Here is a 25796-nt window from a genome sequence, read left to right as displayed (position 1 = left end):
AAAAGCCGCCCTACCCGCTTGCCACTATCTTTATTGCCGCATCATAAAATTTATGCCGGTGGATTGGCCGATGCGATTGCCAGTTCGAATTCGGCCGTCAGTACGCCTGCTGCGGAACGGATGATCATTGCCAGAATATCCTTCATCGTCTGCTCCTTGCGGCCCTCAGGCTGGAGATAGAATGCCATTGTACCCTGGCCTGCCAGAACGTGCGAAATGGTGATGGAATGGGTGAAAAACAGCAGGGATGCATCCTGCCGGTGGACCAGTCCCAGGTCCATTCCTTCCAAGAGAAGCGGCACCGTCGCATCGTGAAAAGGATCGATCAGCGAGGCTTTCACCTGTTCCTGGCGCGGGCCTTCCTGAACCATCTCCTGGAGAATGAACAGGCCATAATCCGGCAGGTCGGCATTGAAGCGGATGAAGGTGGCATAGAAATCCGCCATTCTCTGCGAGTAGGCCAAAGGGGCCGCCGAAATGGCCTGCAAGGCGCTGATGCAGGGTGCTGCGCGCAGGTTCATGCGTTCAAGACATGCCTCCCATAGGGCGGCTTTTGAGCCGAAGTGATAATTTGCCAGCGCAATATTGACCCCGGCCTGCCTTGCCAGGTCCCGCAGGTTGACCCCGTCAAAGCCCTGGCGGCCAAACGCATGAATGGCTTTCGAGAGAATTGCCTCACGGCCAACCTCCGCGCCCAACCGGGGCCTGCCGACCCGGGTCGGCTTCATCTTGGCTGGTTGCTCGTCGCTCATGGTCATGTCTGCTTCATCGATGAGGCCATTGACTGATCTTTTGCCCCGTGACCGAACAGGGCGTCAATAACGACAGCCTATAAAAATATTAAACACACGTTGTATTTTTATATAAATGGCGTAACCTCCGGGTGTTTCCTGTCGTGTGCAGATGCACACGATGCAGGACATGAACTGGCGGTCACTGGGAGGAGGCCGGAACCTGAAGCCTTGGCGCTTTTTGGGCCAAGGCACAGGAGGACCGGCACCATATGGAGGAAAACATGAATATTACCAAAAACTTAGACGGAATCGACGTTATTTTCAGGAAAGCTGTGGTCAATGAGAACTCCACCAATTATCGGGTGGATGAGCGCAGTTTCATTCTCAAAAAGGGCAGCACCCACCGTGAAGGCGGTATGCCACTACAATCGGATGTGCTGGTGGAACGGGATGTGGCCGTAACACTGCGCGACGGCGTGAAGATCAGGGCAGACATATATAGGCCCGTCGCAGAGGGCCAGTATCCAGCCATTATCGGCTGGAGCCCTTATGGCAAACGCGGGAGCTTTCTCAACAACGATCTGTTCGGACACCCGACACGCATGGATGTGCCTGTCGCCTGGGAGGATGGGCTCAACAAGTTCGAAGCCCCAACACCGGCCTATTGGGTTGCCCATGGCTATGTGATCATCGCGCCGGACAGCCGCGGTGCCGGTAATTCTGAAGGCGACATTCACGCCTGGGGACGCCAGGAGCCGGAAGACGAGTACGACCTGATCGAGTGGGCTGGCCAGCAACCCTGGTCGAGCGGCAAGATCGGCCTGACAGGCAATTCCATGCTGGCAATGTCGCAATGGTTTGTCGCCGCGCTGCGCCCACCGCATCTGGCAGCCATTGCCCCTTGGGAAGGGGCTGCCGACATCTATCGTGATTCCAACTGCCGTGGCGGCATCCCGGACATTATTTTCTCCGAGGGCATTTTCGGTCGGCTCGCCGGCCACGGTCTGGTGGAAGACATTCCCGCCATGTCAGCCACCCATCCGCTCCTCGACGACTATTGGAAGGCCAAGGTCCCTGTCCTCGAAAACATTGATGTTCCCGCCTATGTCGTGGCTTCCTGGACCAATCTTCTGCACACGGGCGGCACATTTCGCGGCTGGTCATCCATTTCATCGACGGAAAAATGGCTGCGGGTCAACAATACCCATGAATGGACTGATTATTTCAACCCCGAGAATGTCGATGATCTGCGCCGTTTCTTTGATCGCTACCTGAAAGATATCGATAATGGCTGGGAGGCCACGCCGCGCGTCCGCCTGTCTGTGATGGACCCGGGCAACCGCGATACCGTCAACCGCAGCGAGGTCGCCTTCCCGCTCGCGCGTCAGGTCACCAAAGCGCTTCACCTTGGGCTGAAGGACGGCAAACCTGTTTTGTCCCACGAAAGCCAGACGGAGGCCGCCAGCCTTTCCTACGATGTCGCGGACAAGGAAGGTGTTTCCTTCTTCATCACCTTCAACGAGCTGACGGAACTCACCGGTTCCTTCAACCTGAAGCTCTGGGTGGAAGCGGATGGCAATGACGACATGGACCTGTTTGCCTTTGTCAGGAAGCGCGACAGCAACGGAACGGTGCAGGAAAGCCACGTGGTGACGGACCGCACCCATGTCGGCCCCAATGGCCGCCTGCGCGTCTCGCTACGGGCCACGGACCCCAAACGTTCGACCGAACTTGAACCCTTCCTGCCCTATGACACTCCGGCCAAGCTGAAGGCGGGGGAGATCGTGCCCGTCGAAATCGGCTTTTGGCCCTACGGCATCCGCTGGCAGCCGGGCGAAACACTGGAACTGGTGATTACCGGTACCGATCTGCTGATCAGGCCGGAATTCCCGCAATTGCCGCCTATTCCAACCCTCAACAAGGGCCGCCATATCATCCACTTCGGTGGGGAATACGGCTCGAAACTGCTCGTACCCTTTATTCCCGGGGTGTGAACCAAAAATAGCAGCACGAAGAGTAGCAGGACGGCCCGCCAGCCGGTCCGGCAAGAAGGCGGGGCTTTTCTTTTGCCCCGCCTTCTCAGTTCTTGGTCCGCATTCCTAATCTTTTGAGAGTGCCGCCACCGGGTCGAGCCTTGAGGCATTACGGGCGGGCATGAAGCCGAAGACGAGGCCGATAAGGCACGAGCAGCTGAAGGCTGCCACCATTGACGTGGTGGAATAGACCAGCTGGAAATCCTTGGTCAACAGACTAAAGACAAAGCCGATCGACAGCGCAAAGCCAAGGCCGAGGCCGCCGCCGATCAGGCAGACCAGCACGGCCTCGATCAGGAATTGCTGGAGAATATCCTGACGACGCGCGCCGACCGCCATGCGCACGCCGATCTCGCTGACCCGCTCAGAAACCGAAACCAGCATGATATTCATCACCCCGATACCGCCAACGATCAGCGAAATCACCGCAATTGCCGCCACCAGCAGTGTCAGGGTCTGGGCGGTGCTGACGATCGTCTTGCGGATGTCGTCGGTGTTGAGGATGAAGAAGTCTTTTTCACCATGGCGGCCCGTGAGAAACGTGGTGACGGCACTTTCGGCCACGGAACTATCGACGCTGTCGTCCAATCTGACGGTGATGCTGCGCAGCGACAGATCGCCAAGGAAGCGGGCCTGGACACTGCTATAGGGCAAATAGGCCTGTAGATTAGAGTTCGAACCGAAGCCGCCCTGCTGGGCCTCGATGACGCCGACAATCCGCACCGGCACATCGGTCAGGAACACCGTATGGCCAAGCGCCATGGCCGGATCGTCGCCAAACAACGCCTTTGCGGCATTCTGGTCGATCACCGCCTCCTGGCTCATCGCGACAACGCTTGCATGGTCGAACAGCCGCCCGGCCATCAGCTTGGAGCCCTTGGCGGTGAAATACTGATCGCCGACGCCGTTGACCAGCGCATTGGCCACGGTGGCGCCGTAGCGCACCGTGCCTGAGGTGGAAACGGTCGGGGTTACGGCAGAAACATAGGAGAGCCTGGCGAGTGCATCGGCATCGCCGACCTTCAGCGTGGTGATCTTTCCTGAACGGGTATCGCCGAACCCCTTGCCGGGGAAAATTTCCAGCGTATTGGTGCCAAGCCCGTTGATATTGGAAAGCACTTTCTGCTGGGTGCCAGCCCCGAGCGCCACGACCGATACCACCGAGGCGATGCCGATGATAATGCCCAGCATGGTCAGGAAGGTGCGCAGCCGGTGCGAGGCAAGCGCCCGCACGGCCATCATGAAGGCTTCACCCAACCGGTCGAGACCGGGGAAACGATGCGGCCGGGCCGAGGATGGCAGGGTGTTTTCACGCACCAGCACTGGCTTGTCCTGGCGGCGGTCGGCAATGATTTCGCCATCGGCAATCTCAATCACCCGTTCCGCGCGCGCGGCAACGCCCGGATCGTGGGTGACGATGATGATGGTGCGGCCCTCGGCATGCAATTCGTCGAGAATGCGCAGTACTTCCTCGCCGCTATGCTTGTCGAGCGCGCCGGTTGGTTCATCGGCCAGGATCACCTCGCCGCCATTGATCAGTGCGCGCGCGATGGACACCCGCTGCTGCTGACCGCCGGACAATTGGCCCGGCCGGTGGCGCAGCCGTTCGCCCATGCCCAGCCGTTCCAGGATTTTGGTCGCCCGGTTGCGGCGTTCCGAAGGCGAAATCCCGGCATAGATCGCTGGCACTTCCACATTGCCAAGCGCTGTCAGATCTGACAGCAGGTTATAGCGCTGGAAGATGAAGCCGAAATGCTCACGCCGAAGCGCCGACAGCGCGTCGCTGTCCAACTGGTCGGTACGCTTGCCATCGATCTCATACGTGCCACCGCTTGGCCGATCGAGCAGGCCGAGAATATTCATCAGCGTCGATTTTCCCGACCCTGATGGACCGATGATCGAGACCATCTCGCCGCGATTGATGCTGAGATTGACGCCTTTGAGGACCGCAACATCCTCTTCCCCGGAGCGATAGATGCGGGTGAGGTTCTTCAGCTCGAGCAGGGCCATGGCTCACATCCCTCCGGGTGGTGGCCCAAAGCCCCCCGGAGCCGCTTTGGCCGATGGATCGGCCTGGCCGATGACGATCTTCTCCCCTTCGTTCAAGCCCGATTTCACTTCGGCATTGACCCCGTCATTCAGGCCGATTTCTACCGTTCGGGTGGCAACCGCGTTGTCGCCCCCCACAACCCGCAGGCTGGCCTTGCCGGTCTTGACGCCGGCGCCAAGTGCCGAGGCCGGCACCGTCAGCACATTCTTCGCCGCGCCAAGCACGACATGCACTTCCGCCGTCATATAGGTGCGGAAACGGCCGTCGGAATTATCGACATCCAGGATGCCGTTATAGTAAATCGCCGAGGACGATGTGCTGGAGGAACTGCTGGACGAGCTGGAACTGGACGAGGTCGAGACGCTGCTGTCACTGGTGATCGATTCCGGCGCGGGCTCGATGGATTTCAACACCGACTCGTGGCGGACGGAAGGCTGGCCGAGAATGTTGAAATAGACCGCCTGGCCCGGCCTGACATTGACCACATCGGCTTCGGAGATTTCAGCGCGCACGATCATCTGGTTGAGGTCGCCCAGGATAACGATGGTGGGCGCCGATTGCGTGGCATTGACGGTCTGGCCCTGCTGGTTGACCACGGCCAGAACCGTACCATCCATGGGCGCGGTGATGCGGGTATAGCCGAGGTCAGCCTCTGAGGTTTCCACGGCGACTTCAGCCTTGACGATCTGGGCCTGAAGGCTGTCGATCTGCGCCTTGGTCTTGTCGCGGGTGGCGACCGCGCTTTCGAGATCCGCCTGGGTGCCGGAATTGCTGGCCCTCAGATTCTGCTGGCGCACCAGCGCCAGTTCAGCGCTGACCAGGGTCGCCTCGGCCTCTTCCTTCTGGGCCTTGATATCGGCCAGCGAGGCCTTTGAAGTGCGCAGGTCGTTGACCTGGGTGACCGAGTCGATCTCGGCCACCAGGCTGTCCTTCTTGATGGTGTCGCCAACCTTGACGTGCAGGGCCGTGATACGGCCCGACACCTGGGCGCCGACAGCAACCAGCCGGGACGGCTTGAAGATGCCGGTAGCAAGCACCGTCTCCTCCACATCCCCCCGCTTGACCACCGCCAGCAGCAGCCCATCGGTCGGATTGGCCTCGGAGCGCTTGAACAGAGTGAAGCCAACGGCGGCAAGTACCAGAACGACGATGACAACGACTGCGAACAGTTTACGCGACACTGTAATCCTTCCTACAGCGGTGCGAGCCGCTGGAATCCTACCTTCAGCAGTGTGAACTGCTGGAACTTCTATCTCAGGTCAGATGACGCCGACCTGATTTTCTCCAGACTTCCAAAACGTTAGAAAATGTAAAGACGGTTCTGGACGACGGTAAATTTATAAGTACTCTTAAGTACCGATAATCTGAGGGGACAAAGGGTGTCAATCAGCGGAAGGATTAAACTTCGGCAACAAACGGCGACCCCGAACCAGTCGGACACGGCTCGCCTCAAGGGACGGCCGCGCCAGGATGACGAGATCAGGCGCGAATCCATCCTGGAACAGGCCTATGCCTGCCTGGTCGAGCAAGGCTATCTGGCCACCACGACCGGTCTCGTCGCAGCCCGTTGCCATATCTCCAAACAGACGCTTTACCGGCTTTTTCCCAGCAAGGATGCTCTTTTTGTTGAGGTTCTGCATCGCCACCGGCGGTTGATGCTGGATTTGCCACGTCCGCCAGAAGAGGACCTGTCTTTCGTTGAGACGCTGGAGCAGATTTTCCATGTCGGCACGGATAAGACGACCGACCAGCGAAGAACTGTTTTCATGCGTGCCTTGCTCCGCGATGCCAGACAAGCGTCGGGTCTTGCCGAGGCATTTGCTAACCGGGATATCGAGCGTTCAAGACTGGATCTGGCGGAATGGTTGAGCGCTCAGCACCGGCTGGGACGCATCCGCATCGAAAATCCTTTGTCTGCGGCCCAAATGCTGATGGACATGGCCTTTTCTCCTTCGCCGCTGATGCCGCAGGACTGTCAACGCACCGACCACCTGCGCTATTGCCTGGCCATTTTTGCCCGTGGCGTCATGCTGGAGAGCCTGACAGATCCGGATAAACCTTCCCTTGATCAGGACAGCTTTTTTCCACAACGGGGGCGCGAATGATCAGCCTCGCGCAAGACAAAAGGTTATAAATCATACCTATTCACTTGTACGGCATGATGCCGTGGTGAACGCGACAGGGCCCACGCCCGCTGCGCTGCATTCCGGAATGCCACCGGTCCAGGATGCGGCTTTTGCAGCAGGCGTACCCAGCCTTTAACGATCATGCGCCCGGCCCAGGAGATCATTGCTGGCAATCATCGCCATTTGGCGTGAAGCGCTCGTATTTTAAGGGGTTGCGTAACCGGCCTTCGATCGAACCCGGTTTCAGGACAGACGCAGAATGGCACGGTCACACACGGAGAGAGGTCCATGCAGGTTTCCAGCAGCAATGCATCGCAATCAACTTATACATCGAGTTCATCGAAGCAAAAATCCAGCAGCGGCAGCGGTGGTCTGTTCGATTCTCTGTCGGGCGGCAGCAGCGGTAGTAGCAGCAGCAGCGATGATACACTGCTCAACGCCCTCTTCGGTAGCGATAGCACCGAGGAGACGGATGAGAGTGATACAAGCGAAAGCGTATCGACCGATCCGTCCACGTCGTTCGAGGCCTGGCTGTCACAGCTGACCTCGGCATCAGCTGCCAGCAGCACCAGTTCAGACGAGGAAAAAGACGAAGAGGTCACCGCCGGTTCGTCGACAAGCACTGAAGCCACTGAGGCTGAATCGACCACAGCCAGCGCATCGAGTACGGACGCCGCCGCCGTTGAAGACGATCTTCTGTCGCAAGTGTTCGCAGTACCGTCCGCCGGTGCTTCGACGGGCGCTAGCTCAACGCAGACCTCCACGTCATCGACCTCCTCGACAGAGGATACCGATAGCGCCACCGCATCGTCGTCTACTGACAGCACCGATGACAGCGACATGTCGGATGAAGACCTGCTGGCCCAGTTGACGAACTATAATGGCAATCTCAGCAACTTCGCCGAACAGTTCATCAATCAACTCGAACTGCCCGGCGGAGGGTCCGCTTAATAAACCTTGAAGATGTTGAGGCATTCTCGACTTGAAAATATCTCAAATACATCAGAGGCTTGAGATATTTTCAAAGGGAATACGAAGAGTCATTTTCAATGACTCTTCGTATAAAGCCTTGAGACGGCCGGAAACGTCATCCGGTTTTGGCTGTCCGACAACCTCCGTCAACGGATGCCTCACCCCGGAACGCATGAGAACGGCGGACGATAATCGCTATCGCCCCAATGTCGAAGGCCGGACGCTGTCCTTGCCGATGGCGGCGCATAGTGACGAGCCAGCGCCAGTAAGGCTGTGCGCAGCATCAGCTTGGCCGAGCGGGCGGGCCATTGCCGCTCCCGTTCCACGGTTTCCAACCCCTTGGCAAAACAGCAGATATCCAGAGCGACGCCTGACAGATCCGGCCCCAAAGCGGTCAGTGCCTCGCCAACCCGCAGCCGCGCGGCGAGCGCGCTGTCGGTCAGATCCGGCCCGGATGGCCGGGCGCCTTTGTGCTTTTGCGCCAAGCGCGGCTCGAAGGATGCGGTGATGCGTGGCTGTAAATGACTGCGCTCGAAATCCGCCGCCAACCGCTCCCCGGCGGCAACCGCTTCCGGTGGCAGATAGGGCTTGCCAGTCCGGTCCCGCAGCCGGGCCACCGTCGAAAACGGCTGGTCATCAAGATTGCGCCGTACTGTAGAACGATTGCCATCCGGCTCCACCAGGGTCTCGGTCACCCTCTCCCCATGCTGGCCTGCAAAGATCTCGTCTTCGCGCTCGGCCATGGCCCGTTTCAGGAAACTTTCCGCCTCGCAGGTCGCGGCCAGCCTATTGTCTTTCCGTTGGACCAGACCGTCCGCCAGCGCCTTGTGCAACAGCGCGTCGGGTACGCGGCCCAGCAGTACACCATCCTGAGCCCGCAGCAGCGCGGTTTCGCCAGAACCGGCTGGCTCCAACAACACCCCCCGGCTCGCCAGCCGCAACAACCGCAGCAGCGGCTTGATGCTGCCTGATGCCGGTTTTTGCGGCGAATGACTTGCAGGCTTACGCATCGCGCCCGTCCTTGGCCACCGTCGACAGCACCGCGACGACCCGTTCCAGGACGCTGAGAAACTGGTCGAGGGCCGCATTTTCGCGCCGGTCCTCGATGACATGGCAGGCATAGGATACTGTGCTTCGGTCGTAGCCGAACGCGCGGGCGATTTCGTGTTGCGGCAGGCTCAGCACCACATGGCAGAGATACATGGCGATCTGCCGGATCTGGCAGCGCTGGCGGCGGCGCCCGGCATGCATAAGAGCCGGGCTCTGGAAAACAACAAATATTTCCTCCGTGACCCTGGCAACGGAATGGCACAGGAGCCTGCTGGAGGCCTTGACCGGGACAGGATGTTCAAGCGGCATTGCAGACATGATAACGTCTCCCTATATAGGATTTTATTCATATCAATATCTACAATCCCTGTGAACGTACTTTCACGTCGCCAAAATTCTATCCTTTGTTTTCATTATTATTTTTGTTGAAACCCGCAGGCGTATTCAGGATTATTTTCCACGGTGCCGTGAGTTTGCCCCGGCTAATTCAGGGGGATTCTATAGAAACAAATGCAATATACAAACGTGCCGCGCATCCTGTTGATACGCGGCACGTTAGAACATCGGTATTTTGCATAGGCGCTTTTGCTCGAACGCAATGCGCTTATGCGACATGACATTCATCTCACAACGAATTGTGTCACAGTCTGTTCAAGAATTGCTGCTGGCCTGGCGAAAATGGTGATTTCGAGAACCGGAACGGAGCGTACTTAACGTACGTGAGTACAAGCATTCCAGGAAAAGTGCGAAGCGGTTTTCCGTTTGGAAATGCGATTGCACCATTCAAGCGCAGAAATTGCCATTTGCAGACGGCCAGCGGCACTTCTTGGACGGACTGTCAGGGCTTTTGCTCGAACACCATGGAATGACCATTGATGCAATAGCGCAGGCCGGTCGGCTTGGGACCATCGGGAAACACATGGCCAAGATGGCCGCCGCAGGTGGCGCAGCGGATTTCGGTGCGCACCATGCCATAAGCCGTATCGCGATGTTCGGTGACGGCGTCAGGCGTGACCGGCTCGAAATAGCTCGGCCAGCCGCAACCAGCATCGAATTTGGTATCGGAGTAAAATAGCGGCGTGTCGCAACCGGCGCAGCGGTAAAGGCCCGGCTCGAAATTATCCCAGTAGGGTCCGGTAAAGGCCCGTTCCGTGCCATGTTCGCGCAGGATTCGATACTGATCTGGCGTCAATTGTTCGCGCCACTCGGCCTCGCTGCGCTCTGCTGTTGCGGGCTTTTCACCGCTGTCGATGCTGTCCTCGCTCATTGTCGCGTCCTCACTTGGCTGGCTTATCGGGTTTCAAGCCTATAGATAGTGTTTCGCCCTCAGGCTGCAAGCAGGGTGCGATACAGGACGAACCAACGGATCTGTTAACCCACATTATAATCGAGGTTTTGGGGTGGCCGTTCCGGCCAAAATGCTTATATTTGCCGCGGACCTGTCGAAACATTCCTGTTTGGGCGTCAGTGTCACCATAAGATTATTGAAAAACCGCAATCGCACTTGCCTTTTGCAGGTTTTATAGCCCGTGCGACCGCGACCCATCGTGTTGCAGACGACAGGAGACAAGATGATCGCTCATGCCGCCGGTATGACATTGCTGGCTTTGGTCCTGCCATTTCTGGGCGCCTGTCTGGCGCCTTGGCTGGTACGGCACCTTGGCAGCCGGGCGGCGTGGGTTCTGGCGCTTCTGCCGCTGTTTTCCTTCGTGCATTTCCTCGGCTTCCTGCCGGAAATCTCCCGCGGTGAGGAAGTGACGGGCGGCTATGCCTGGGTGCCGAGCTACAATGTCAGTTTTTCCTGGTTTATCGATGGATTGTCCCTGACCTTCGCGCTGCTGATTACCGGCATCGGCACGCTGATCGTGCTCTATGCGGGCGGCTATATGAAGGGCCATCCGCAGCAGGGCCGGTTTCTGTCCTTCCTGCTGCTGTTCATGGGTGCCATGCTGGGCGTGGTGATCTCTGACAGTTTCCTGATGCTGTTCATCTATTGGGAACTGACCTCGATCACCTCCTTCCTGCTGATCGGTTTCGACCATGAGCGCCCGGCTGCGCGCCGTGCCGCGCTGCAAGCGCTGGTGATTACCGGCGGCGGCGGGCTTTTGCTGCTGGCCGGGTTGATCCTGCTGTGGAACGTGTCGGGCGTCACGCAATTGTCGATGCTGATGCATAGCAACAATATGGTCACCGCCAGCCCCTTCTATCTGGCGATCCTGCTGCTGGTTCTGGGCGGGGCCTTTACCAAATCAGCGCAATTTCCTTTCCATGTCTGGCTGCCCAACGCCATGGAAGCCCCCACCCCCGTCTCGGCCTATCTGCATTCGGCGACCATGGTCAAAGCCGGGGTTTACCTGCTGATGCGCTTGCAGCCAGTGCTGGGCTCCACACCCGCCTGGGAAATATTGCTACCATTTTTCGGTGGCGTTACCCTGATCGTCGGCTCTGTCATCGCCGTGCGCCAGACAGACCTCAAGCTGATGCTGGCCTATACGACCGTCGCCTCGCTGGGGTTGATGGTGATGCTGACCGGCTTCGGCTCCCCCCATGCGCTGTCTGCCGCCGTGCTTTATCTGGTCGCCCATTCGCTGTTTAAAGGCGCACTGTTCATGGTGGCCGGTGTTCTCGACCATGAAGCGGGTAGCCGTGACCTGACCAGACTTGGCGGGCTGGCGCGGGCCATGCCGGTTACCTTCACGGCGGCGCTGCTGGCCGGGCTGTCCATGGCCGGACTGCCGCCGCTGTTCGGCTTTCTCGCCAAGGAAGAAATCTATGAGGCGTTGGCAGGGGGCAATCTTCGCGCCCTGCTGTTTACCGCCATCGCCGTGGTCGGCAATGCGCTGATGATGGTCGTCGGATTGGCGCTGGCCTTCAAACCGTTTGTGGGGCGCGCTGCGACCAGCCCGAAACCCGCCCATGACGGCCCCGCTTTGCTGTGGCTGGGACCGCTGGTACTCGCCTTGGTCGGACTGGGTGCTGCGGTGTTTTCCGGGCCGTTTCACCAGGCGATTTCCTCGCCGATGGTTAGCGCCGTCACCGGCAGAACGGTGACCGTTTCCATCGGCCTTGTCCCGCATATCGGCGTACCATTGGCTCTATCGCTGTTAACCATCGCCATCGGTGTGGCGCTGTTCATGTTGCTCGACAGGCTGCGCCGTCTGGTGGCAAACCTCTTGGAGGTGCTCGGCCCCGGCCCCGATCAGGGCTTCGACCAGTTGATGGCCGGATTGGTGCGGCTGTGTTTCCGCATCACCAATGTGCTGCATGGCGGGCGGCTGGATGTCTATGTTACCGTGACGCTGATTGCCATTGCCGCCGCTTTCCTGGTGCCGATGATGCTGTTTGGCGAGGCGCCGTCCTGGCCGGTGCTGCCGGAGCGGATCGAGCTGCATGAAGCCGCCTTCCTGCTGATTGCCGTGGCCGGTCTCTACGGCGTGCTGCGGGCCGCCAACCGGCTGGATGCCATCGTCGCGCTCGGCATCCAGGGCTTTGCGATCTCGGTGATCTTCCTGTTGTTTGGCGCGCCGGATCTGTCCTTTACCCAGTTCATGATCGAGACGCTTTCGGTGGTGATCCTGGCGCTGGTGATGACCCGGCTGAAACTGCATCCCGCCGATCACCGGCCCCTACCCCAGATCCTGCTGGACGGCACGGTGGCACTTGCCGCCGGGGCCGGCCTGACGCTGATGCTGCTGAAGGTGACGCAAATCCCCTTCGATTCGACCCTGACGGAATTCTTCAACAGCTATTCCAAAGTCATCGCCCATGGGGCCAATGTCGTGAACGTCATCATCGTCGATTTCCGCGGCGTCGACACCATGGGCGAAATTGCCGTGGTGATGATCACCGGGCTTGCCATCCTGGCGCTGATCCGGCTGCGCGCGCCCAAGCCAACGGCTTCGCCGTCCGGGGTGGGGCATGAAAGCCATGAGGTGGGAGAGCGCTTATGAACAGCTTGATCTTTCGCACCGTTGCGCCCGTCGTCACTGCGCTGATGCTGCTGTTTTCGGTTTTCGTGCTGCTGCGCGGTCATAACGAGCCGGGCGGCGGCTTTATCGGCGGCTTGATCGCCGCCTCCGGCTTTGCCATCTACGGCATGGCCTTCGGCGTGCAGGCGGTGCGCCGCGCCCTTTACGTCCATCCGCTGTCGGTGGCGGGCTTCGGCCTGCTGATGGCCTGCCTGTCCGGCTTCCTCTCGGCCTTCGCAGGTGTGCCGTTCATGACCGTGCTGTGGATCACCCCGCATATTTTCGGCGTCGATGTGCCGGTCGCCACCGTCACCAGCTTCGATATCGGCGTCTATCTGGTGGTGGTCGGGGCGATCACCTCGATTGCGCTGGCGCTGGGCGAAAGGGAGAGTGACTGATGGAAGCGATTTTCTCCCTGCTGGTCGGGCTGTTTGCCACGAGCGCCTTTTACCTGATCATGTCACGCCATATCGTCCGGGTGCTGCTTGGCATCGTATTGCTCGGCAATGCCGTCAATCTGGGCCTGTTTACCGCCGGACGCCTGACCCACGAAGTGCCGCCGATCATGATGAAGGGTGAGGACGTGCTGAGCATGGCCGCCGCCAATCCGCTGCCGCAGGCGCTGATCCTGACGGCTATCGTGATTTCCTTCTCGTTCTTCGCCTTTCTGCTGGTGCTGTCCTACCGCGCCTATCAGGACCTCGACACCGACGATACCGACGACATGCGGCTGGCCGAACCGAAAAACCCGCCCTTGCCGCCGCTTGATTACTGAGGATTTCGCGGTAACACGAACGCTTTAAACCGAAAGACCAAAATAACCGCATGGCCGTTTCACCCACCAATACCGAGGCTCTGACTGCCGCCCTGGCCGCTGCCACGGTGCAGACACCGACCACGTTTGCCCAGTGGCTGCCCATCCTGCCGGTGGCCCTGTGTCTGGCAGGTGGGGCCGTGGCCTTGATGCTGCGTGATCGCACCCGCCTTCAGCCGATGATTGCCCTTCCCACGCTGGTCCTGCTGGTGCTGATCGATCTGGCGCTGCTGCTCGAGGTCATCAAGGATGGCCCGCTAACGGTGATGATGGGCCGCTGGCTGCCGCCCTTCGGCATTGCCTTCACCGTCGATATCACCGGGGCGCTGTTTGCCCTGATCTCTGCCATCGTCGCCCTGGCCTGCGGCGTCTATGGGCTGACGGATATCAATACGTCCGGTCGCCGCTATGGTTTCTATCCGTTTCTTCTGGTGCTGATGGCCGGGGTGTCCGGTGCCTTCCTGACCGGCGATATTTTCAACCTCTATGTCTGGTTCGAAGTGCTGCTGATCTCGTCTTTCGGCATGTTGATCCTCGGTTCAGAGCGCGAACAGATCGACGGCGCGCTGAAATATGCGGTGCTCAACCTGATCGCCACCACGCTGTTTCTGATCACCATCGGCTTTCTCTATGCCAGTTTCGGCACGCTCAACATGGCCGATATCGCCCGCAAGGCCGATGGTTTGCGTGATACCGCCCCGCTGATGACGCTGGCCACGCTGTTTGCCCTGGCCTTTGCCATGAAAGCCGCCGCCTTCCCGCTGAATTTCTGGTTGCCTGCCTCCTATCACACGCCGCGCATCGTGGTGTCGGCACTGTTTGCCGCCCTGCTGACCAAGGTCGGCATCTACAGCCTGCTGCGGGTCGTGGTGATGCTGTTTCCGATTGAGCGTGAGCAACTGAGCCTGGTGCTGGGGGTGATTGCCGCCGCCACCATGGTTCTGGGCGCGGTTGGCGCTCTCGGCCAGTCTGACATCCGCCGGCTGATGGGCTTTGTCGTCATTTCCGGCATCGGCATCATGCTGGCCGGTATCGCCATTGGCGCCGTACAGGGCATCAGCGCGACGATCTTCTATGCCATGCACTCGATCCTGTTGATGGCAGCGCTCTATCTGGTGGTCGGCCAAGCCGGGCGGATGACTGGCAGTTTTGCCCTGCAGGACATGTCTGGCCTTTACCGCGCAGCTCCGGGCTTTTCCTTCCTGGCGCTGGCGCTGTTCTTCGCTGCAAGCGGCCTGCCGCCGTTTTCCGGCTTCTGGCCAAAGGTCATGTTGTTGAAGGCAGCACTCGATATCGGCGCCTGGTGGATGGCCGGCGCAATCCTGCTATCCGGCTTTCTGACCACGATTGCGCTGGCCCGGGTCTTCCTGCTGGCCTTCTGGCGGACACAACCGGCCAGGGACGAATCAGACGTGAATTCCAACCAAGCCAATCCAGGAATCCTTACTGCGCCAACCCGCTCATCCCTCGCGCCGATCCTGCTGCTGGCAGGCTTGATTGTCTGGTTCGGGCTGTTTCCTGAAACGTTGATTGCACTCTCACAGGACGCAGCGGTCGGGCTTGTCGATCCATCGGCCTATATCACCTCGGTCTTTCCCACGGAGGCGCGCCCATGAGGCTGTTGATCCTCAACCTGCTGATGGCCATTATCTGGGTAGCGGTCACCGGCAGCGCCAGCCTGCATAATCTTCTGTTTGGTTTCGTGCTGTCGCTGGCGATGGTCGGCGTGTTGCGCGAGCAGATCGGCGGCGTTTCCTATCTCAACAGAACGTGGCGCATCCTGTCCCTGCTGCTGCTGTTTCTCAGCGAGCTGGCCAAATCTGCCTGGAAGGTAACGATCATGGTCCTGTCGCCGGGGCTCGACATCAAGCCCGGTATTTTCGCCTTTCCGCTCAGCGTCGAGCGCGACTTCGAAATCACTCTTCTGGCCAATCTCATCACGCTGACACCAGGCACCCTGTCGGTGGATGTATCCGAAGACCGAAAGATCCTCTATGTCCATGCCCTGGATTGCAGCGATCCGGATGCGGCCCGGCGCGACATTGCCGAGGGATTCGAGCGCAAGATCCGCGAGGCGTTCCAATGACACCTTCAGACATGACAGCCGCGCAAGTCCTCGTCCATCATGCCTGCAATGGCGGGCTGCTGTTGCTGGCCATCGCCTTCTTCCTGACCGTCTACCGGGTGATGCGTGGCCCAACCCTGCCCGACCGGGTGATCGCGCTGGACATGCTGGTCGGTATCGTCATCGGCTTTATTGCCGTCTTCGCGATCAAGTCGGGCTATGTGCTCTACATGGATATTGCCATTTCGCTCGGCCTGGTTGGATTTCTGACCACCATTGCCTTTGCGCGATTCATCCTTGTGCGCGGCGTGATTGGCGAAACACCGGAAACCGAACCGGCAATTCGGGCGGCAGCCGAACAATTAGCTGTGGAAAAGTCGCGCATGGAGCGCAGGCGCAAGCGGAGTGGCGCGGATAGGCACATGTCCCAAAAGGAAACAGATTAATGGAAATAGCGGCGGCGATTTTAACATCTGTATTGATTCTGGGCGGTTCGTTTTTTGCAGTGATCGCGGCAATCGGTCTCAACCGTTTGCCGGACCTGTTCACCCGCATGCATGCAGCCTCCAAGGCCGGAACGGTGGGATCGGGCCTGCTGTTACTGGCAATTGGCGTCAATTCCGGGGATTTGTCGGTTTTTGCACGCGCTTTTTGCGGGTTTTTCTTCTTTGTACTGACAGCGCCGGTCTCTGCACATCTGCTGGCAAAAGCTGCGCGGCATGTCGGATATCCCCTGGCCCAGGCGACCGTACTCGATGAAATGAGCAACGGCATTGGCAACGGCAAGAAGGACTTAGTTAACAAATTATGAATGAGACCGTTCTAAAAGTATCATAAGAGCAGAGTGCCATTCATATTTGATCTGATCTACATTCTTTCACGCACAAGAATTAGGATAAATAGGAACTGGACATTTTTCCCGATGTTGATAATTCATTAAAAGGACTATTTGGATCACTGAACCGTTTTCAATTTCGATCTAGTTCAAAAGCAGCATGTATTTAGCCGATACAACCGCCCGGGTTGTAGACCAGAGGCGGACAATGAATTTGGAGACTAGTTTTGGGTTAATGGCGTAAATATCTAATATAACACTGCCATCCTGGCTGGCTGGCAGTGGATTTTATGTGGGGGTATCACGCAAACCAGTCAAACTGGTTTGAATTCAGTGTCGGCGGTGGGTGGCAAACGAACCGTCAGGCAGACATATGACAGGAGAAAAAAATGAGTGAAACGGCATTTGGATCGTCAGGAAACGATCTTCTGGTCGAACTGACGGCAGATATCGTTGCAGCGTATGTCAGCAACCATGTTGTACCAATCGGGGACATCAGCCACCTGATTTCGGATGTGCATACCGCATTGTCCAATACATCTTCACCGGTGCCAGTGGTATCCGTGGTCGAAAAGCAGAAGCCTGCCGTTGCCGTTCGCAAGTCGATTCAGGGCGACCAGATCATCTGCCTGGAATGTGGTGGCTCGTTCAAGTCGCTGAAGCGTCACTTGATGACCCATCACACCTTGAGCCCGGAAGAATATCGCGAGAAATGGGACCTTCCCGTCGATTACCCGATGGTTGCGCCCGCCTATGCGGAAGCCCGCTCGCGCCTCGCCAAGGAAATGGGCCTGGGCCAGCGCCGCCGCCGCGCCAAGTAAGACCAAGTCTCGAAGATGCTCACGCATCTTCGAGTTGGCATTCATGCCTTCGATAATCAGAAATCAATTCCGTGGGCCTCATAAGGCTTGCGGAATTTTGCTTTATGATTGCTGATATCAGCCCGATCCCAATATCAGCCCAATCCCGGCAAATCGTCCTTGGTTGGCTTGCCCAGCGCGACTATGCACACGCTTGCGTGATCGTCTCCTGCCGCCGCCAGGCACTGGGGCTTTGGCCCGTAACCCGCAGAAATTCCCGATTGAAATTGGACTTGGTCATAAAACCGGCCTCAAAGACGATTCTGGTAATCGGTGCATCGCTGTGTCGTAGCAGCCGGCAGGCCTCCGTCACGCGGTGATTGTTGACATACTGCGAAACACTCATGCCATGCACCCTGTTGACGGCATTTGACACGGATCTTGCGGACAGGCTCAGGCGACGCGCCAGCCGGCCAAGGTTCAGGTCCACATCCTTGTAGAGCTGTTTTTCCACCATCATCGCTGCCAGCGCGCTGGCAATCCGCGCGTCCTCCTCGCTCGCGGGTCTCGGCACCGGCTTGTCGCCTGTGTCCCCCGCTCGCTCCTCTTCACGCCCCTTGTCATCTGAAGAGGTGCCTTCATCTGAAGAGGCGCCACTTTCGGCCAGCGACGCAGCAAAGCCGAGCGCCAGAAGGATCAGGGTCATGAAAGCCGAGACGACGGTTGCCGCATGACGGCCGCCGCCAAAGGCAAAGTCGAGGCTGATGACGACATCGGCAGCCGCTGAGGCCAGCAGCGACGCTGCCATGCATTGCAGGGCACGGTAGGACCGAAGCGCCCCGTCCAACCGCGAGGCCGTCAGCCCGTCCGGCCCCAGCCGCGCCAGCCAGAGCAGCGCCAGTCCATAGGCCAGGAAGGTGAGGATGATAATGGCGTCGATTGGCCCACCGCCCGCACTGCTCAGCACCAGCACGATGGCAGCTGGCAGGGCATGCAGCCAATTGACATGCGACAAACCACGATCCTGACGTTCCGCACGGGTCGAGGTCAGGCTGCGAAAGGCCAGAAAGCTCAAAGGCGGGATAACCGTCGCCAGAACCGACATGGCTGGCATGACCAGCATCATGCCATAGCCCCAGCGCAAGCCGACCAGAACCGATTGCGCCGCCATGACCGCCAACAGCAGCAGGAAAGGCTTCGCGGAGGCCGGGGCATCGTCCTGCCGCAGCATACGGATCAACAGGGTCACAAGCAGCAGGGCGACGAAAAAGGAAATCGGCAGAAAGATCATGGGACAGGAATCGTTGAGCGAGGTGAATTTCTGAGCGATTGCATGGGGCATTTCTTGCGACTGTTATACCCCCGATCATGATCGGCGACGACCGGAAACGTGTTTCAGGTCGCAGCATTCCCTCCCTTGGCAAAGATTGGCGCATCGCAATCCATCGGAGTGAAGACCCATGAAAAAACGTGTGATCGTGCTTGGCATTGCCGCAGGACTTGTTTGCATCGCCGCCATGGATCGGGCCATGGCGCTATGGCGGCACGATGTGCCGATTGGCGCGCCGCTCGACCTGTCGGCCATTTCCAAACTGCGCGTCGACGGCGCCGCCAGCCTGATTTCCGTAACCACTGATCCAGACAGGCCGCTAACCGCCACCCTCACAGGCGAGCGCGACGGCTGGGGGTCGCTCTGGCAATCCGGCTGGTATGCCCGCGACTGCGCGGACAGTGGCCGGATGCATATCGATAAAGACACTCTGGTTGTCGATGTCGCCGATCTGTCGCGCTATTTCGACTGGTCGGACTGCACCATAAAGCTCAAGGCCAATCTGCGTCCGCAATCTGCCGTGCTGATCCGCCAGAAAGCCGCCCGTATCGGGCTTAACGGTGATTTTTCCACCATCAATGTGCGGGCCGATGCCGGGGATTTCACTCTGGACGGCCATGCGAGCACGCTGGATGTTTCAGGCGCAGCGCTGCGAGTACAGGCGTTCTTCAAGACCATCAGCAAGGATGAAACCATCCTTCTGTCCGGCCGGATGATGGACGCCACCCTGCGCTTCCTCACCCCCACATCGATCAGCTATCTGGTCGAGGCCACCGCCTCCTATATCGACAGCGCCCTGCCCAATACGCCGGGCGCCCACCCCGCCATTACCATTCGCGGCGAGATGGTGCGGGCCAGGATCGAGTAATCAACGCACAATCATCAGTTCCATCGCCGCCAGATCCAGCCAGCGGCCGAATTTGGTGCCGACCTCGCGGTGGATGCCGACCAGACGGAAGCCGAGCTTTTCGTGCAGGGCAATCGAGGCCGCGTTTCCGGCCTCGATGGCGGCGATCATCACATGCACATTTCCGGCTTTGGCACGCTCGATCAACGCCTGCATCAACGCCTTGCCAAGCCCCGCGCCGCGATGGTCCTTGTCGATATAGACCGAGTGCTCAACCGTATGGCGATAGCCATCAAAAGCCCGCCAATCGCCATAGGATGCATAGCCCGCAACACGGCCATCCACTTCAGCCACAAGGACCGGAAAGCCTTTGGCCCGGCGCAGTTCCAGCCAGACACGGCGATTGTCGACATCGATCAGCGCCTCGTTCCAGATGGCGGTCGTATGCTCGACGGCGTGGTTGTAAATCTCGACAATAGCGGCAAGATCCGCTTCGGTGCCGTCGCGGATGACGTGCTGTGTGGTCATGAGAAGCCCTGAAACAGACATAGGATACGCACAGTCCTAACGCAGAAAACCATGCACGGAAATAGGATTTGTCGTCTTCAATGACCCCTCGTATGGCGCTCCCGACAAGGGCCTTTCCGCAACTGGTCAATACCCCAACTCGAAATGGAAGAACGGATCAAATTCAACTTTTTGGATAGGACAGTCATTTGACTGAACCAAAAACAATATCCCAAGCCTTGATGTCGCTTTTGCGGAGTAAACATCGTCCTTGCGATATGGGCGGACGCTGTTGTAAAGGATCTGAGCTCGGATAAAGGCTGATATCACAGCGCAAGGTCGATCTTGCGTCGAGATTTTCCGCAATGTGGCATCGAATTTTGCATATTTTCGCTCTTCTTCCGAAAATGTAAAGAAACGTCAAGAAACTATTCGCGTTATTCTCTTTGGAATGGTTTTTTTCGGAAATGGTTAGTGTTGGCTTCCACAATAAATCGTTCCATCATGCAGCGCCGTACCCGCGAAAATTATTCTTTAGACCTTCCTAAGCAGCGGTAAAAATCAGTTCTAATTTTCCTCCTTGCAAGAATGTAACACATGAGCCTTTCTTCGCCCGCTAGCCGACCGCCACTCCAAATCAGAGCAACGCCTGTATGGTCGCCGCAGCGAGATGAGAACGCGGAGCATATCGTCCTAAGCCCACATGAACAGTACGAACTTGGGCGACTGGGAGAAATCATAGAGTATCGCACGGCGAAATTAGAGATATTGTCGCAAGGTGAACCCGCAGATTTCCTCTATTTGCTTATCGAGGGAGTCGTTCAGGCCTGTCACTCGCTGAAGGATGGTCAACGGCAGATCGTGGCGTTTTACTGGCCAGGCGATATCTTTGGTCTGGCGGAGACGGGACTGTACGTTAACTCGTCAGAGGCGGTAACACCCTGCTCCGTATACCGCTTTCCGTTCCGCAAGCTGGAGAAATTCCTTCTGGAAAATCCGAGGATTCAGCAGGGTTTCTTCGTCAAGGCGGTCCACGAAATTCGGACCGCGCAACGACACACCATCACAATCGGACAATTGGAGCTGCCACAACGCCTAGCCGCGTTTTTAGTAGACTGCTCGGACCATGATCGCTATTTTGACCGTGAAAGCTCGACCTTATCGCTTCCGATGTCGCGCTACGATATTGCGGACTATCTTGGGACCTCGGTAGAATCAGTGTCACGCACTTTTGCGCTGCTGGAAAAAAACGGCCTTGTCCAGCGAAAGGGGCCGAGGAAGCTCGAGATAAGCATGAAAAAACTGATCGACTTTTCAGGTATCGGCTGAGGGACTGGCGCATTGCCGAAGCGCGACGAAACGGCTGATCTCCGAGAGGTCAACATGATATCGCCAACTCTGACTTTCTCGGCTATACAGCCGCACCGCCTCAAGACCCGATGGCGGTAACCACGGCGGAATAATGCACGGCAGCCGCAGCCACCACGAAACCGTGCCAGATGGCGTTTTGAAACCGCAACCGCTGCCAGACGTGAAAGATCACGCCGGCTGAATAAAGAATGCCGCCGATGAAGATCAGCACCATGGTGACGGGCGGCAGCCGCTCGGAAATCGGCTCCAGCGCCAGCACGCCGCTCCAGCCCATGGCCAGATACAGCAGGATGGCCAACCGGTCGTAGCGACCCGGATAGCGGCATTTCAGAAAGATACCTGTTATCGCCGTCAGCCAGATGCCGATCAACAGACAGAGAATGGCCGGTTCATCGGCACCGCGTTCCAGAAAGGGCGTATAGGTGGCGGCGATCAGCACGAAAATCGCCGAATGATCCAGCCGTCGTAAATAGCTTTTGAAGGTCGAGCGCGGCCACATATTGTAGGTGAAGGAACAGCCAAGCGCGAGCACCAAGCCAAGACCATAGATCCAGCTGGCGGCAATCTCGCCAAAGCTGGTAAACACCGTGGCATAGAAGATCAGCGCGGTTACGCCAACCAGCGCAAACACCACGCCGACACCATGCACGATGCCATCGGCCAGCAATTCGTGAAAATCATAGTGTCGCCCGAAGCGGAATTCTTCCATCGTTATGATCAACCCAAGAAATTAAAATATCTGCCGACAGCATAACCGAGAATGATTGCCAGATAATGTCGCCTGTCTCGTCGTCTTCATATAAGCCTGATCAGCCCGACGATCCGGTCAAATTTATGTCTATGACGGCCACACACCGCAACCTGTGGTGACCATGATGCGTCAACTCCATCGCGTTGGCAAGACGGCCAGCTGCCGTTCTTCGATCGACCATTGCAGTGTCAAGGCCTGAACTATATGCGCCGAATGCCAAGGCTTGCGCCGTCATCAACCGGGCTTAAACCGTTTGCGGATAAAGCTGTTGGACAGTTAACGGTTCTGTCCGCGGAACTGCCGTCCTCGCACCCAGTCAGGAAGCACCCATGCGCTTTACAGTCCTTGCCACGTTCATGGCGCTGATCGCCTATAACTGGTTCTTCATCAAGGTCGCCCGGGCGCGCCAGCAATTTGGGGTCAAGGCACCGAAGATGACAGGCGATGAGAATTTCGAGCGGATTTACCGGGTTCAACAGAACACCGCCGAGCAATTGGTTTTCTTCCTGCCGTCGCTCTGGCTCTTCGGCTTTTACCTGTCCGACCAGCTGGCTGGGTTGCTGGGCCTGTGCTGGACAGGCGCACGGGTGCTCTATGCCGCTGAATATTATGCCGACGCAAAAAAGCGCGGTCCCGGCGCGCTGATTTCCTGGGTCATTGCCTTTCTGCTGCTGATGGGCGGCACGGTGGCGGCACTGCTGCAATAGCCGGATCGCACCTGTCTGCATGTCTGTTCAGGCCGGGGCGCAATCCTGGCAAAACGGCGTGGCCGGCAAAAGGGCGAGCCGCTCGGGTGCAATTGCCGCATCGCAGGTCACGCAGCGTCCGTAGGAACCGGCCTCCATGCGGGCCAATGCCGCCTCGATGCCGCGCAGCTCGTTTTCGCCCGCCTGCCCCAGGCTTTCCAACACTTCGTCATTTTCCGATTCGATAGCGCGCTCGGCGCTTTCGGCGCTGCGTTGCTCTGACAGGTCACCGGAAATTTTTCCTAGTCGGCTGGTCAGCTCCAGCCGCCGTCCGAGCAGCGTCTGCTTATATCCATCCATGTCCATCATCGATCTCCTCAAAATGTGAAACGCCTCCCGGATGCGATTACCGGTCGACAAGTACCGCGCATCGGGCGTGGCGCACGACACGGTCGGCAGTCGCCCCGATCAGGTAGTTGGAAAAATCTGGGATATGCGAGGCTATAATGATCAAGTCGGCCTTTTGCTCCGCTGCGACAGCCAGAATCTCATGGGCGGGCGAGCCGACCCGCAATTGCGTTGTCACGCCAGACCCAACCGACGCGGCCAGCGCGGCGAGTTTGGTGCGCCCTTCCTCCACCGCCCCATCGATGATGTCATGCGGAATATCGATGGCAAGATAGGACGGCAGATGCTCGACCACGGTCAGCAGCACGATCTCGCCACCAGCATCCAGCAGGCTCTGGGCTTTTTTCAGGATCTTGTCGCCCTTTTCCCATTGCGCGATATCCACGGGAACAATGATCTTTCTGTACATGGCCCTCTCCTCTCGGCTGCTGAACGACTTTGCCGACAACAACCTGCGCGCGCCAAGCTCCGCCCGCATTGATCCCGATCAAGCCTGGAAATCGCCAGGATTGAACGATGACAAAGACACTGTTCAGCATTATCGAACGATCTTTCGCGTATATGCGCTCTACATGAAACGACCGGCAGGCTGTATCTAGGGAGCAAGACGTTCTCAGCGCCCTCGCGCCAACCTATCGGACCTGCCGTCATGGATGCCCATCATTCCCCAAGCTTTGCCCTGACCCGGCCGATCCATATCGGACGGGCGCATCTGGTGGTCGGTGATCTGGCCATGGTCTCCAGCTTCTATCGGCAGATCATTGGCCTTGCCGTGCTGGAGAGCACCCCCAGCGGCATGGTGCTTGGGGTTGGCACGACGCCATTGCTGACGCTGACCACCCGCAGCGATGCAGCCATGGCGCCGCCCACGGCAGCCGGGCTGTTTCACACTGCTTTTCTTGTGCCGAACCGCAAGACGCTTGCGCAATGGCTGCGCCATGCCGCCCATTCCGGCGTTCAGCTGGACGGCGCCTCGGACCATCTGGTCAGCGAGGCGATCTACCTGTCCGACCCTGAAGGCAATGGCATCGAGATCTACCGCGACCGCAGCCCGCTGGAATGGACCTACCAATCCGATGGCACGGTTGGCATGGCCACCCTGCCCCTCAGCCTGCAAGAGCTTTACGACAGCGCCAGTGATGAGGCATGGACCGGCCTGCCCGAGGGCTCAAGCATTGGCCATATGCATTTGCAGGTCGGCAATGTGCCGGAAGCAGACCGGTTTTATGAGGGTGTGCTGGGTTTGAAGAAAATGGCCTCCTATCCCGGTGCCAGCTTCTTCGGCTCCGGCAAATACCACCACCATGTCGCCGCCAATATCTGGAACAGCCGGGGCGCAGGCCCTCGCCTTGCGGCAATGACCGGGCTTGCCGATTACTCCCTGACGTTCAACGACGGGGAAGCGCTGCAAAAGGCGCTAGCGACGCTGGAAGGATTGGAGATTCCTGTGACATTGAGCGCCGAAGGCCACAGGCTGACCGATCCCTGGGGAATTGGTCTGACTTTGAATTCGGTGCCGTCCATATCCGGATAAATGTCAGTTGACTGGCGGGCCTTTGACCGTTTCCACAGGGCCTGCCTCGCTCAGATGCACAAACACCACGCCCCTTGCCTTCAGTGCCTTTAAACCGGCCACCACACCTTCACCAGCGGCGTGGGTGGGCTGGTTGATATGGGCGATCAGCACGTCACCGTTTTTGGCGCGGGCAAATTGCTGCTCGGTCTGTTTGGCGCCCAAAAGTGAGCCTGAATCGCCATTGATGGAAAAGCCGCCGATCTGGTAGCCCATCGCCTTGATCTCTGCGATAGCGGAGGGTGAATATTCGGCCGTGGCATCCCGATACCAGCGTGGCGGAGAAAACCCTGCGGCCCGCATGGCGTCCGCGCCGCCGGTCACTTCCCTGGCAACCGCTTCTGGCGATCCAGCGGCGGCGATGCCATAGACGGTCGCCGGATAGTCGACCGCCGGGATGTGGTTTTCGCCGTGGTTTTCCACCTCGAACAGGTCCGGCCTGGATTTCAGCACCGCAACGGCCTGCGGATTGGACCTTATCCAGCGACCAGTGACGAAAATCGTCGCCTTGATATTGTCATCCAGCAGGGTGGAGAGAATGCGCATATCGGTTTTGCCCATGCAGGCATCCAGCGTCACCGCCACCTGCACCAACCCTTTCGGAGCGGCATGAATATGCAGTTTCGGCTCGATCAAGCCATCCGCAGCGGCAAGAGCAGGTCGTGCTGCTCCATTCAGAAGCAGCGCCCCCAGCAGCAGTGATGACAAGTAAATACCGATCCGGCGGATATCCATAACAACCATGACACTCTTTTCGCGCCTGCCAGCCAGATGGCCGTGATACCAAGGGTCTGATACCAAGGTCTGGGATGCCACATCCCTGCCTTGAAGAAAGCGTTTCGGGAGAAACGCTTCTATCACGCTGCCGTCAAGAGA

At 58.3% G+C, this 25796-nt stretch carries 28 protein-coding genes; 16 read left to right on the top strand and 12 right to left on the bottom strand.

Features of this window, described 5'->3' with window-relative positions:
- Positions 1-50: 50 nt before the first annotated feature.
- Entirely contained in the window at positions 51-758 is a 708-nt protein-coding gene (locus FS819_RS03580; RefSeq protein ID WP_156550514.1) for a TetR/AcrR family transcriptional regulator, read from the bottom strand.
- A 257-nt stretch (positions 759-1015) separates the two neighbouring features.
- Here FS819_RS03580 and FS819_RS03575 point away from each other — a divergent pair, with 257 nt between their 5' ends.
- Entirely contained in the window at positions 1016-2728 is a 1713-nt protein-coding gene (locus FS819_RS03575) for a CocE/NonD family hydrolase (RefSeq protein WP_197434226.1), read from the top strand.
- Positions 2729-2833: 105 nt separating this feature from the next.
- Here FS819_RS03575 and FS819_RS03570 read toward each other — a convergent pair whose 3' ends face one another.
- Positions 2834-4777 carry a MacB family efflux pump subunit gene (locus FS819_RS03570; protein ID WP_156550512.1) on the bottom strand — a complete coding sequence of 648 codons (1944 nt, stop codon included), beginning with the start codon at positions 4775-4777 and terminating at the stop codon, positions 2834-2836.
- 3 nt (positions 4778-4780) lie between these two features.
- Positions 4781-5998, bottom strand: coding sequence for an efflux RND transporter periplasmic adaptor subunit (locus FS819_RS03565; protein WP_234624864.1), 1218 nt, complete (start codon positions 5996-5998; stop codon positions 4781-4783).
- 198 nt (positions 5999-6196) lie between these two features.
- On the opposite strand from FS819_RS03565, the gene FS819_RS03560 reads away from it, so the two are divergent.
- Both FS819_RS03560 and FS819_RS03555 read left to right on the top strand, forming a co-directional pair.
- The gene (locus tag FS819_RS03560; RefSeq protein WP_197434227.1) at positions 6197-6922 is read left to right on the top strand and encodes a TetR/AcrR family transcriptional regulator; all 726 of its coding nucleotides are present in this window, start codon (positions 6197-6199) and stop codon (positions 6920-6922) included.
- Positions 6923-7231: 309 nt separating this feature from the next.
- Positions 7232-7894 carry a hypothetical protein gene (locus FS819_RS03555; protein WP_156550510.1) on the top strand — a complete coding sequence of 221 codons (663 nt, stop codon included), beginning with the start codon at positions 7232-7234 and terminating at the stop codon, positions 7892-7894.
- Between the two features lie 179 nt (positions 7895-8073).
- On the opposite strand, the gene FS819_RS03550 is transcribed toward FS819_RS03555, so the two are convergent.
- From FS819_RS03550 to msrB, 3 genes are all read right to left on the bottom strand, one after another.
- Positions 8074-8925 carry a DUF6456 domain-containing protein gene (locus tag FS819_RS03550; protein WP_156550509.1) on the bottom strand — a complete coding sequence of 284 codons (852 nt, stop codon included), beginning with the start codon at positions 8923-8925 and terminating at the stop codon, positions 8074-8076.
- Positions 8918-9283, bottom strand: a complete 366-nt coding sequence (locus FS819_RS03545) for a helix-turn-helix domain-containing protein (RefSeq protein ID WP_070167790.1) — start codon at positions 9281-9283, stop codon at positions 8918-8920. Before FS819_RS03545 ends, FS819_RS03550 begins: the two co-directional genes overlap by 8 nt.
- 520 nt (positions 9284-9803) lie before the next feature.
- A complete protein-coding gene (gene msrB / locus FS819_RS03540) occupies positions 9804-10232 on the bottom strand; it encodes a peptide-methionine (R)-S-oxide reductase MsrB (RefSeq protein ID WP_156550508.1) in 429 nt (142 codons plus the stop codon).
- A 304-nt stretch (positions 10233-10536) separates the two neighbouring features.
- Between msrB and FS819_RS03535 the strand changes: the two genes are divergently transcribed.
- From FS819_RS03535 to FS819_RS03500, 8 genes are all read left to right on the top strand, one after another.
- Complete coding sequence (locus FS819_RS03535; protein WP_156629844.1) at positions 10537-12915, top strand: putative monovalent cation/H+ antiporter subunit A; 2379 nt, start codon at positions 10537-10539, stop codon at positions 12913-12915.
- Entirely contained in the window at positions 12912-13331 is a 420-nt protein-coding gene (locus tag FS819_RS03530) for a Na+/H+ antiporter subunit B (protein WP_156550506.1), read from the top strand. The genes FS819_RS03535 and FS819_RS03530 overlap by 4 nt, the downstream gene beginning before the upstream one ends.
- Complete coding sequence (locus FS819_RS03525) at positions 13331-13708, top strand: Na+/H+ antiporter subunit C (protein WP_156550505.1); 378 nt, start codon at positions 13331-13333, stop codon at positions 13706-13708. Before FS819_RS03530 ends, FS819_RS03525 begins: the two co-directional genes overlap by 1 nt.
- 50 nt (positions 13709-13758) lie before the next feature.
- Positions 13759-15363, top strand: a complete 1605-nt coding sequence (locus tag FS819_RS03520; protein WP_156550504.1) for a Na+/H+ antiporter subunit D — start codon at positions 13759-13761, stop codon at positions 15361-15363.
- Positions 15360-15833: a Na+/H+ antiporter subunit E gene (locus FS819_RS03515; protein WP_156550503.1), complete on the top strand. Its 474-nt coding sequence runs from the start codon at positions 15360-15362 to the stop codon at positions 15831-15833. The genes FS819_RS03520 and FS819_RS03515 overlap by 4 nt, the downstream gene beginning before the upstream one ends.
- 11 nt (positions 15834-15844) lie before the next feature.
- The gene (locus tag FS819_RS03510) at positions 15845-16258 is read left to right on the top strand and encodes a cation:proton antiporter (protein WP_156550616.1); all 414 of its coding nucleotides are present in this window, start codon (positions 15845-15847) and stop codon (positions 16256-16258) included.
- Positions 16258-16623, top strand: coding sequence for a monovalent cation/H(+) antiporter subunit G (gene mnhG, locus FS819_RS03505; RefSeq protein WP_156550502.1), 366 nt, complete (start codon positions 16258-16260; stop codon positions 16621-16623). The genes FS819_RS03510 and mnhG overlap by 1 nt, the downstream gene beginning before the upstream one ends.
- Before the next feature lie 413 nt (positions 16624-17036).
- Positions 17037-17468 (top strand): Ros/MucR family transcriptional regulator, encoded by a 432-nt coding sequence (locus FS819_RS03500; RefSeq protein WP_015915334.1) that lies wholly within the window; start codon positions 17037-17039, stop codon positions 17466-17468.
- A gap of 181 nt (positions 17469-17649) precedes the next feature.
- Here the strand turns inward: FS819_RS03500 and FS819_RS03495 are convergent, their stop codons facing one another.
- Positions 17650-18789, bottom strand: a complete 1140-nt coding sequence (locus FS819_RS03495; protein ID WP_234624863.1) for a helix-turn-helix domain-containing protein — start codon at positions 18787-18789, stop codon at positions 17650-17652.
- A 118-nt stretch (positions 18790-18907) separates the two neighbouring features.
- On the opposite strand from FS819_RS03495, the gene FS819_RS03490 reads away from it, so the two are divergent.
- Positions 18908-19645 (top strand): hypothetical protein, encoded by a 738-nt coding sequence (locus FS819_RS03490; protein WP_156550500.1) that lies wholly within the window; start codon positions 18908-18910, stop codon positions 19643-19645.
- Here FS819_RS03490 and FS819_RS03485 read toward each other — a convergent pair whose 3' ends face one another.
- Entirely contained in the window at positions 19646-20152 is a 507-nt protein-coding gene (locus FS819_RS03485) for a GNAT family N-acetyltransferase (protein ID WP_156550499.1), read from the bottom strand.
- A gap of 576 nt (positions 20153-20728) precedes the next feature.
- On the opposite strand from FS819_RS03485, the gene FS819_RS03480 reads away from it, so the two are divergent.
- Positions 20729-21460, top strand: a complete 732-nt coding sequence (locus tag FS819_RS03480) for a Crp/Fnr family transcriptional regulator (protein ID WP_156550498.1) — start codon at positions 20729-20731, stop codon at positions 21458-21460.
- 100 nt (positions 21461-21560) lie between these two features.
- On the opposite strand, the gene trhA is transcribed toward FS819_RS03480, so the two are convergent.
- Positions 21561-22211, bottom strand: coding sequence for a PAQR family membrane homeostasis protein TrhA (gene trhA, locus FS819_RS03475; RefSeq protein WP_156550497.1), 651 nt, complete (start codon positions 22209-22211; stop codon positions 21561-21563).
- Between the two features lie 371 nt (positions 22212-22582).
- Between trhA and FS819_RS03470 the strand changes: the two genes are divergently transcribed.
- Complete coding sequence (locus FS819_RS03470; RefSeq protein WP_015915328.1) at positions 22583-22960, top strand: MAPEG family protein; 378 nt, start codon at positions 22583-22585, stop codon at positions 22958-22960.
- 27 nt (positions 22961-22987) lie between these two features.
- Here FS819_RS03470 and FS819_RS03465 read toward each other — a convergent pair whose 3' ends face one another.
- Positions 22988-23305, bottom strand: coding sequence for a TraR/DksA family transcriptional regulator (locus tag FS819_RS03465; protein WP_174089187.1), 318 nt, complete (start codon positions 23303-23305; stop codon positions 22988-22990).
- A 40-nt stretch (positions 23306-23345) separates the two neighbouring features.
- Entirely contained in the window at positions 23346-23756 is a 411-nt protein-coding gene (locus tag FS819_RS03460) for a universal stress protein (protein WP_156550496.1), read from the bottom strand.
- Here FS819_RS03460 and FS819_RS03455 point away from each other — a divergent pair.
- A complete protein-coding gene (locus tag FS819_RS03455) occupies positions 23755-23946 on the top strand; it encodes a hypothetical protein (RefSeq protein WP_156550495.1) in 192 nt (63 codons plus the stop codon). The genes FS819_RS03460 and FS819_RS03455 overlap by 2 nt on opposite strands.
- A 50-nt stretch (positions 23947-23996) precedes the next feature.
- Complete coding sequence (locus tag FS819_RS03450; protein WP_156550494.1) at positions 23997-24881, top strand: VOC family protein; 885 nt, start codon at positions 23997-23999, stop codon at positions 24879-24881.
- A 3-nt stretch (positions 24882-24884) separates the two neighbouring features.
- Here the strand turns inward: FS819_RS03450 and FS819_RS03445 are convergent, their stop codons facing one another.
- Positions 24885-25664: a polysaccharide deacetylase family protein gene (locus FS819_RS03445; RefSeq protein ID WP_156550615.1), complete on the bottom strand. Its 780-nt coding sequence runs from the start codon at positions 25662-25664 to the stop codon at positions 24885-24887.
- Positions 25665-25796 lie beyond the last annotated feature (132 nt).

The sequence above is a fragment of the Allorhizobium sp. Av2 genome (assembly GCF_021462805.2).
GTDB classification, from domain to species: domain Bacteria; phylum Pseudomonadota; class Alphaproteobacteria; order Rhizobiales; family Rhizobiaceae; genus Allorhizobium; species Allorhizobium vitis_G.
Note: the sequence above shows the minus strand (reverse complement) of the source record. Positions and strands in the feature narration are given on the sequence as shown.

What these genes read in the sequence shown, in the direction of transcription:
- FS819_RS03520 (WP_156550504.1), top strand. Translation starts at nt 13,759, where the DNA reads ATGGCCGTTTCACCCACCAATACCGAGGCTCTGACTGCCGCCCTGGCC.
- FS819_RS03515 (WP_156550503.1), top strand. Translation starts at nt 15,360, where the DNA reads ATGAGGCTGTTGATCCTCAACCTGCTGATGGCCATTATCTGGGTAGCG.
- FS819_RS03535 (WP_156629844.1), top strand. Translation starts at nt 10,537, where the DNA reads ATGATCGCTCATGCCGCCGGTATGACATTGCTGGCTTTGGTCCTGCCA.
- FS819_RS03495 (WP_234624863.1), bottom strand. Translation starts at nt 18,789, where the DNA reads ATGCCCCATGCAATCGCTCAGAAATTCACCTCGCTCAACGATTCCTGT.
- FS819_RS03445 (WP_156550615.1), bottom strand. Translation starts at nt 25,664, where the DNA reads ATGGTTGTTATGGATATCCGCCGGATCGGTATTTACTTGTCATCACTG.
- FS819_RS03500 (WP_015915334.1), top strand. Translation starts at nt 17,037, where the DNA reads ATGAGTGAAACGGCATTTGGATCGTCAGGAAACGATCTTCTGGTCGAA.
- trhA (WP_156550497.1), bottom strand. Translation starts at nt 22,211, where the DNA reads ATGGAAGAATTCCGCTTCGGGCGACACTATGATTTTCACGAATTGCTG.
- msrB (WP_156550508.1), bottom strand. Translation starts at nt 10,232, where the DNA reads ATGAGCGAGGACAGCATCGACAGCGGTGAAAAGCCCGCAACAGCAGAG.
- FS819_RS03460 (WP_156550496.1), bottom strand. Translation starts at nt 23,756, where the DNA reads ATGTACAGAAAGATCATTGTTCCCGTGGATATCGCGCAATGGGAAAAG.
- FS819_RS03455 (WP_156550495.1), top strand. Translation starts at nt 23,755, where the DNA reads ATGGCCCTCTCCTCTCGGCTGCTGAACGACTTTGCCGACAACAACCTG.
- FS819_RS03450 (WP_156550494.1), top strand. Translation starts at nt 23,997, where the DNA reads ATGGATGCCCATCATTCCCCAAGCTTTGCCCTGACCCGGCCGATCCAT.
- FS819_RS03485 (WP_156550499.1), bottom strand. Translation starts at nt 20,152, where the DNA reads ATGACCACACAGCACGTCATCCGCGACGGCACCGAAGCGGATCTTGCC.
- FS819_RS03510 (WP_156550616.1), top strand. Translation starts at nt 15,845, where the DNA reads ATGACAGCCGCGCAAGTCCTCGTCCATCATGCCTGCAATGGCGGGCTG.
- FS819_RS03470 (WP_015915328.1), top strand. Translation starts at nt 22,583, where the DNA reads ATGCGCTTTACAGTCCTTGCCACGTTCATGGCGCTGATCGCCTATAAC.
- FS819_RS03465 (WP_174089187.1), bottom strand. Translation starts at nt 23,305, where the DNA reads ATGGACATGGATGGATATAAGCAGACGCTGCTCGGACGGCGGCTGGAG.
- FS819_RS03525 (WP_156550505.1), top strand. Translation starts at nt 13,331, where the DNA reads ATGGAAGCGATTTTCTCCCTGCTGGTCGGGCTGTTTGCCACGAGCGCC.
- FS819_RS03580 (WP_156550514.1), bottom strand. Translation starts at nt 758, where the DNA reads ATGACCATGAGCGACGAGCAACCAGCCAAGATGAAGCCGACCCGGGTC.
- mnhG (WP_156550502.1), top strand. Translation starts at nt 16,258, where the DNA reads ATGGAAATAGCGGCGGCGATTTTAACATCTGTATTGATTCTGGGCGGT.
- FS819_RS03550 (WP_156550509.1), bottom strand. Translation starts at nt 8,925, where the DNA reads ATGCGTAAGCCTGCAAGTCATTCGCCGCAAAAACCGGCATCAGGCAGC.
- FS819_RS03555 (WP_156550510.1), top strand. Translation starts at nt 7,232, where the DNA reads ATGCAGGTTTCCAGCAGCAATGCATCGCAATCAACTTATACATCGAGT.
- FS819_RS03480 (WP_156550498.1), top strand. Translation starts at nt 20,729, where the DNA reads ATGAGCCTTTCTTCGCCCGCTAGCCGACCGCCACTCCAAATCAGAGCA.
- FS819_RS03530 (WP_156550506.1), top strand. Translation starts at nt 12,912, where the DNA reads ATGAACAGCTTGATCTTTCGCACCGTTGCGCCCGTCGTCACTGCGCTG.
- FS819_RS03570 (WP_156550512.1), bottom strand. Translation starts at nt 4,777, where the DNA reads ATGGCCCTGCTCGAGCTGAAGAACCTCACCCGCATCTATCGCTCCGGG.
- FS819_RS03490 (WP_156550500.1), top strand. Translation starts at nt 18,908, where the DNA reads ATGAAAAAACGTGTGATCGTGCTTGGCATTGCCGCAGGACTTGTTTGC.
- FS819_RS03575 (WP_197434226.1), top strand. Translation starts at nt 1,016, where the DNA reads ATGAATATTACCAAAAACTTAGACGGAATCGACGTTATTTTCAGGAAA.
- FS819_RS03545 (WP_070167790.1), bottom strand. Translation starts at nt 9,283, where the DNA reads ATGTCTGCAATGCCGCTTGAACATCCTGTCCCGGTCAAGGCCTCCAGC.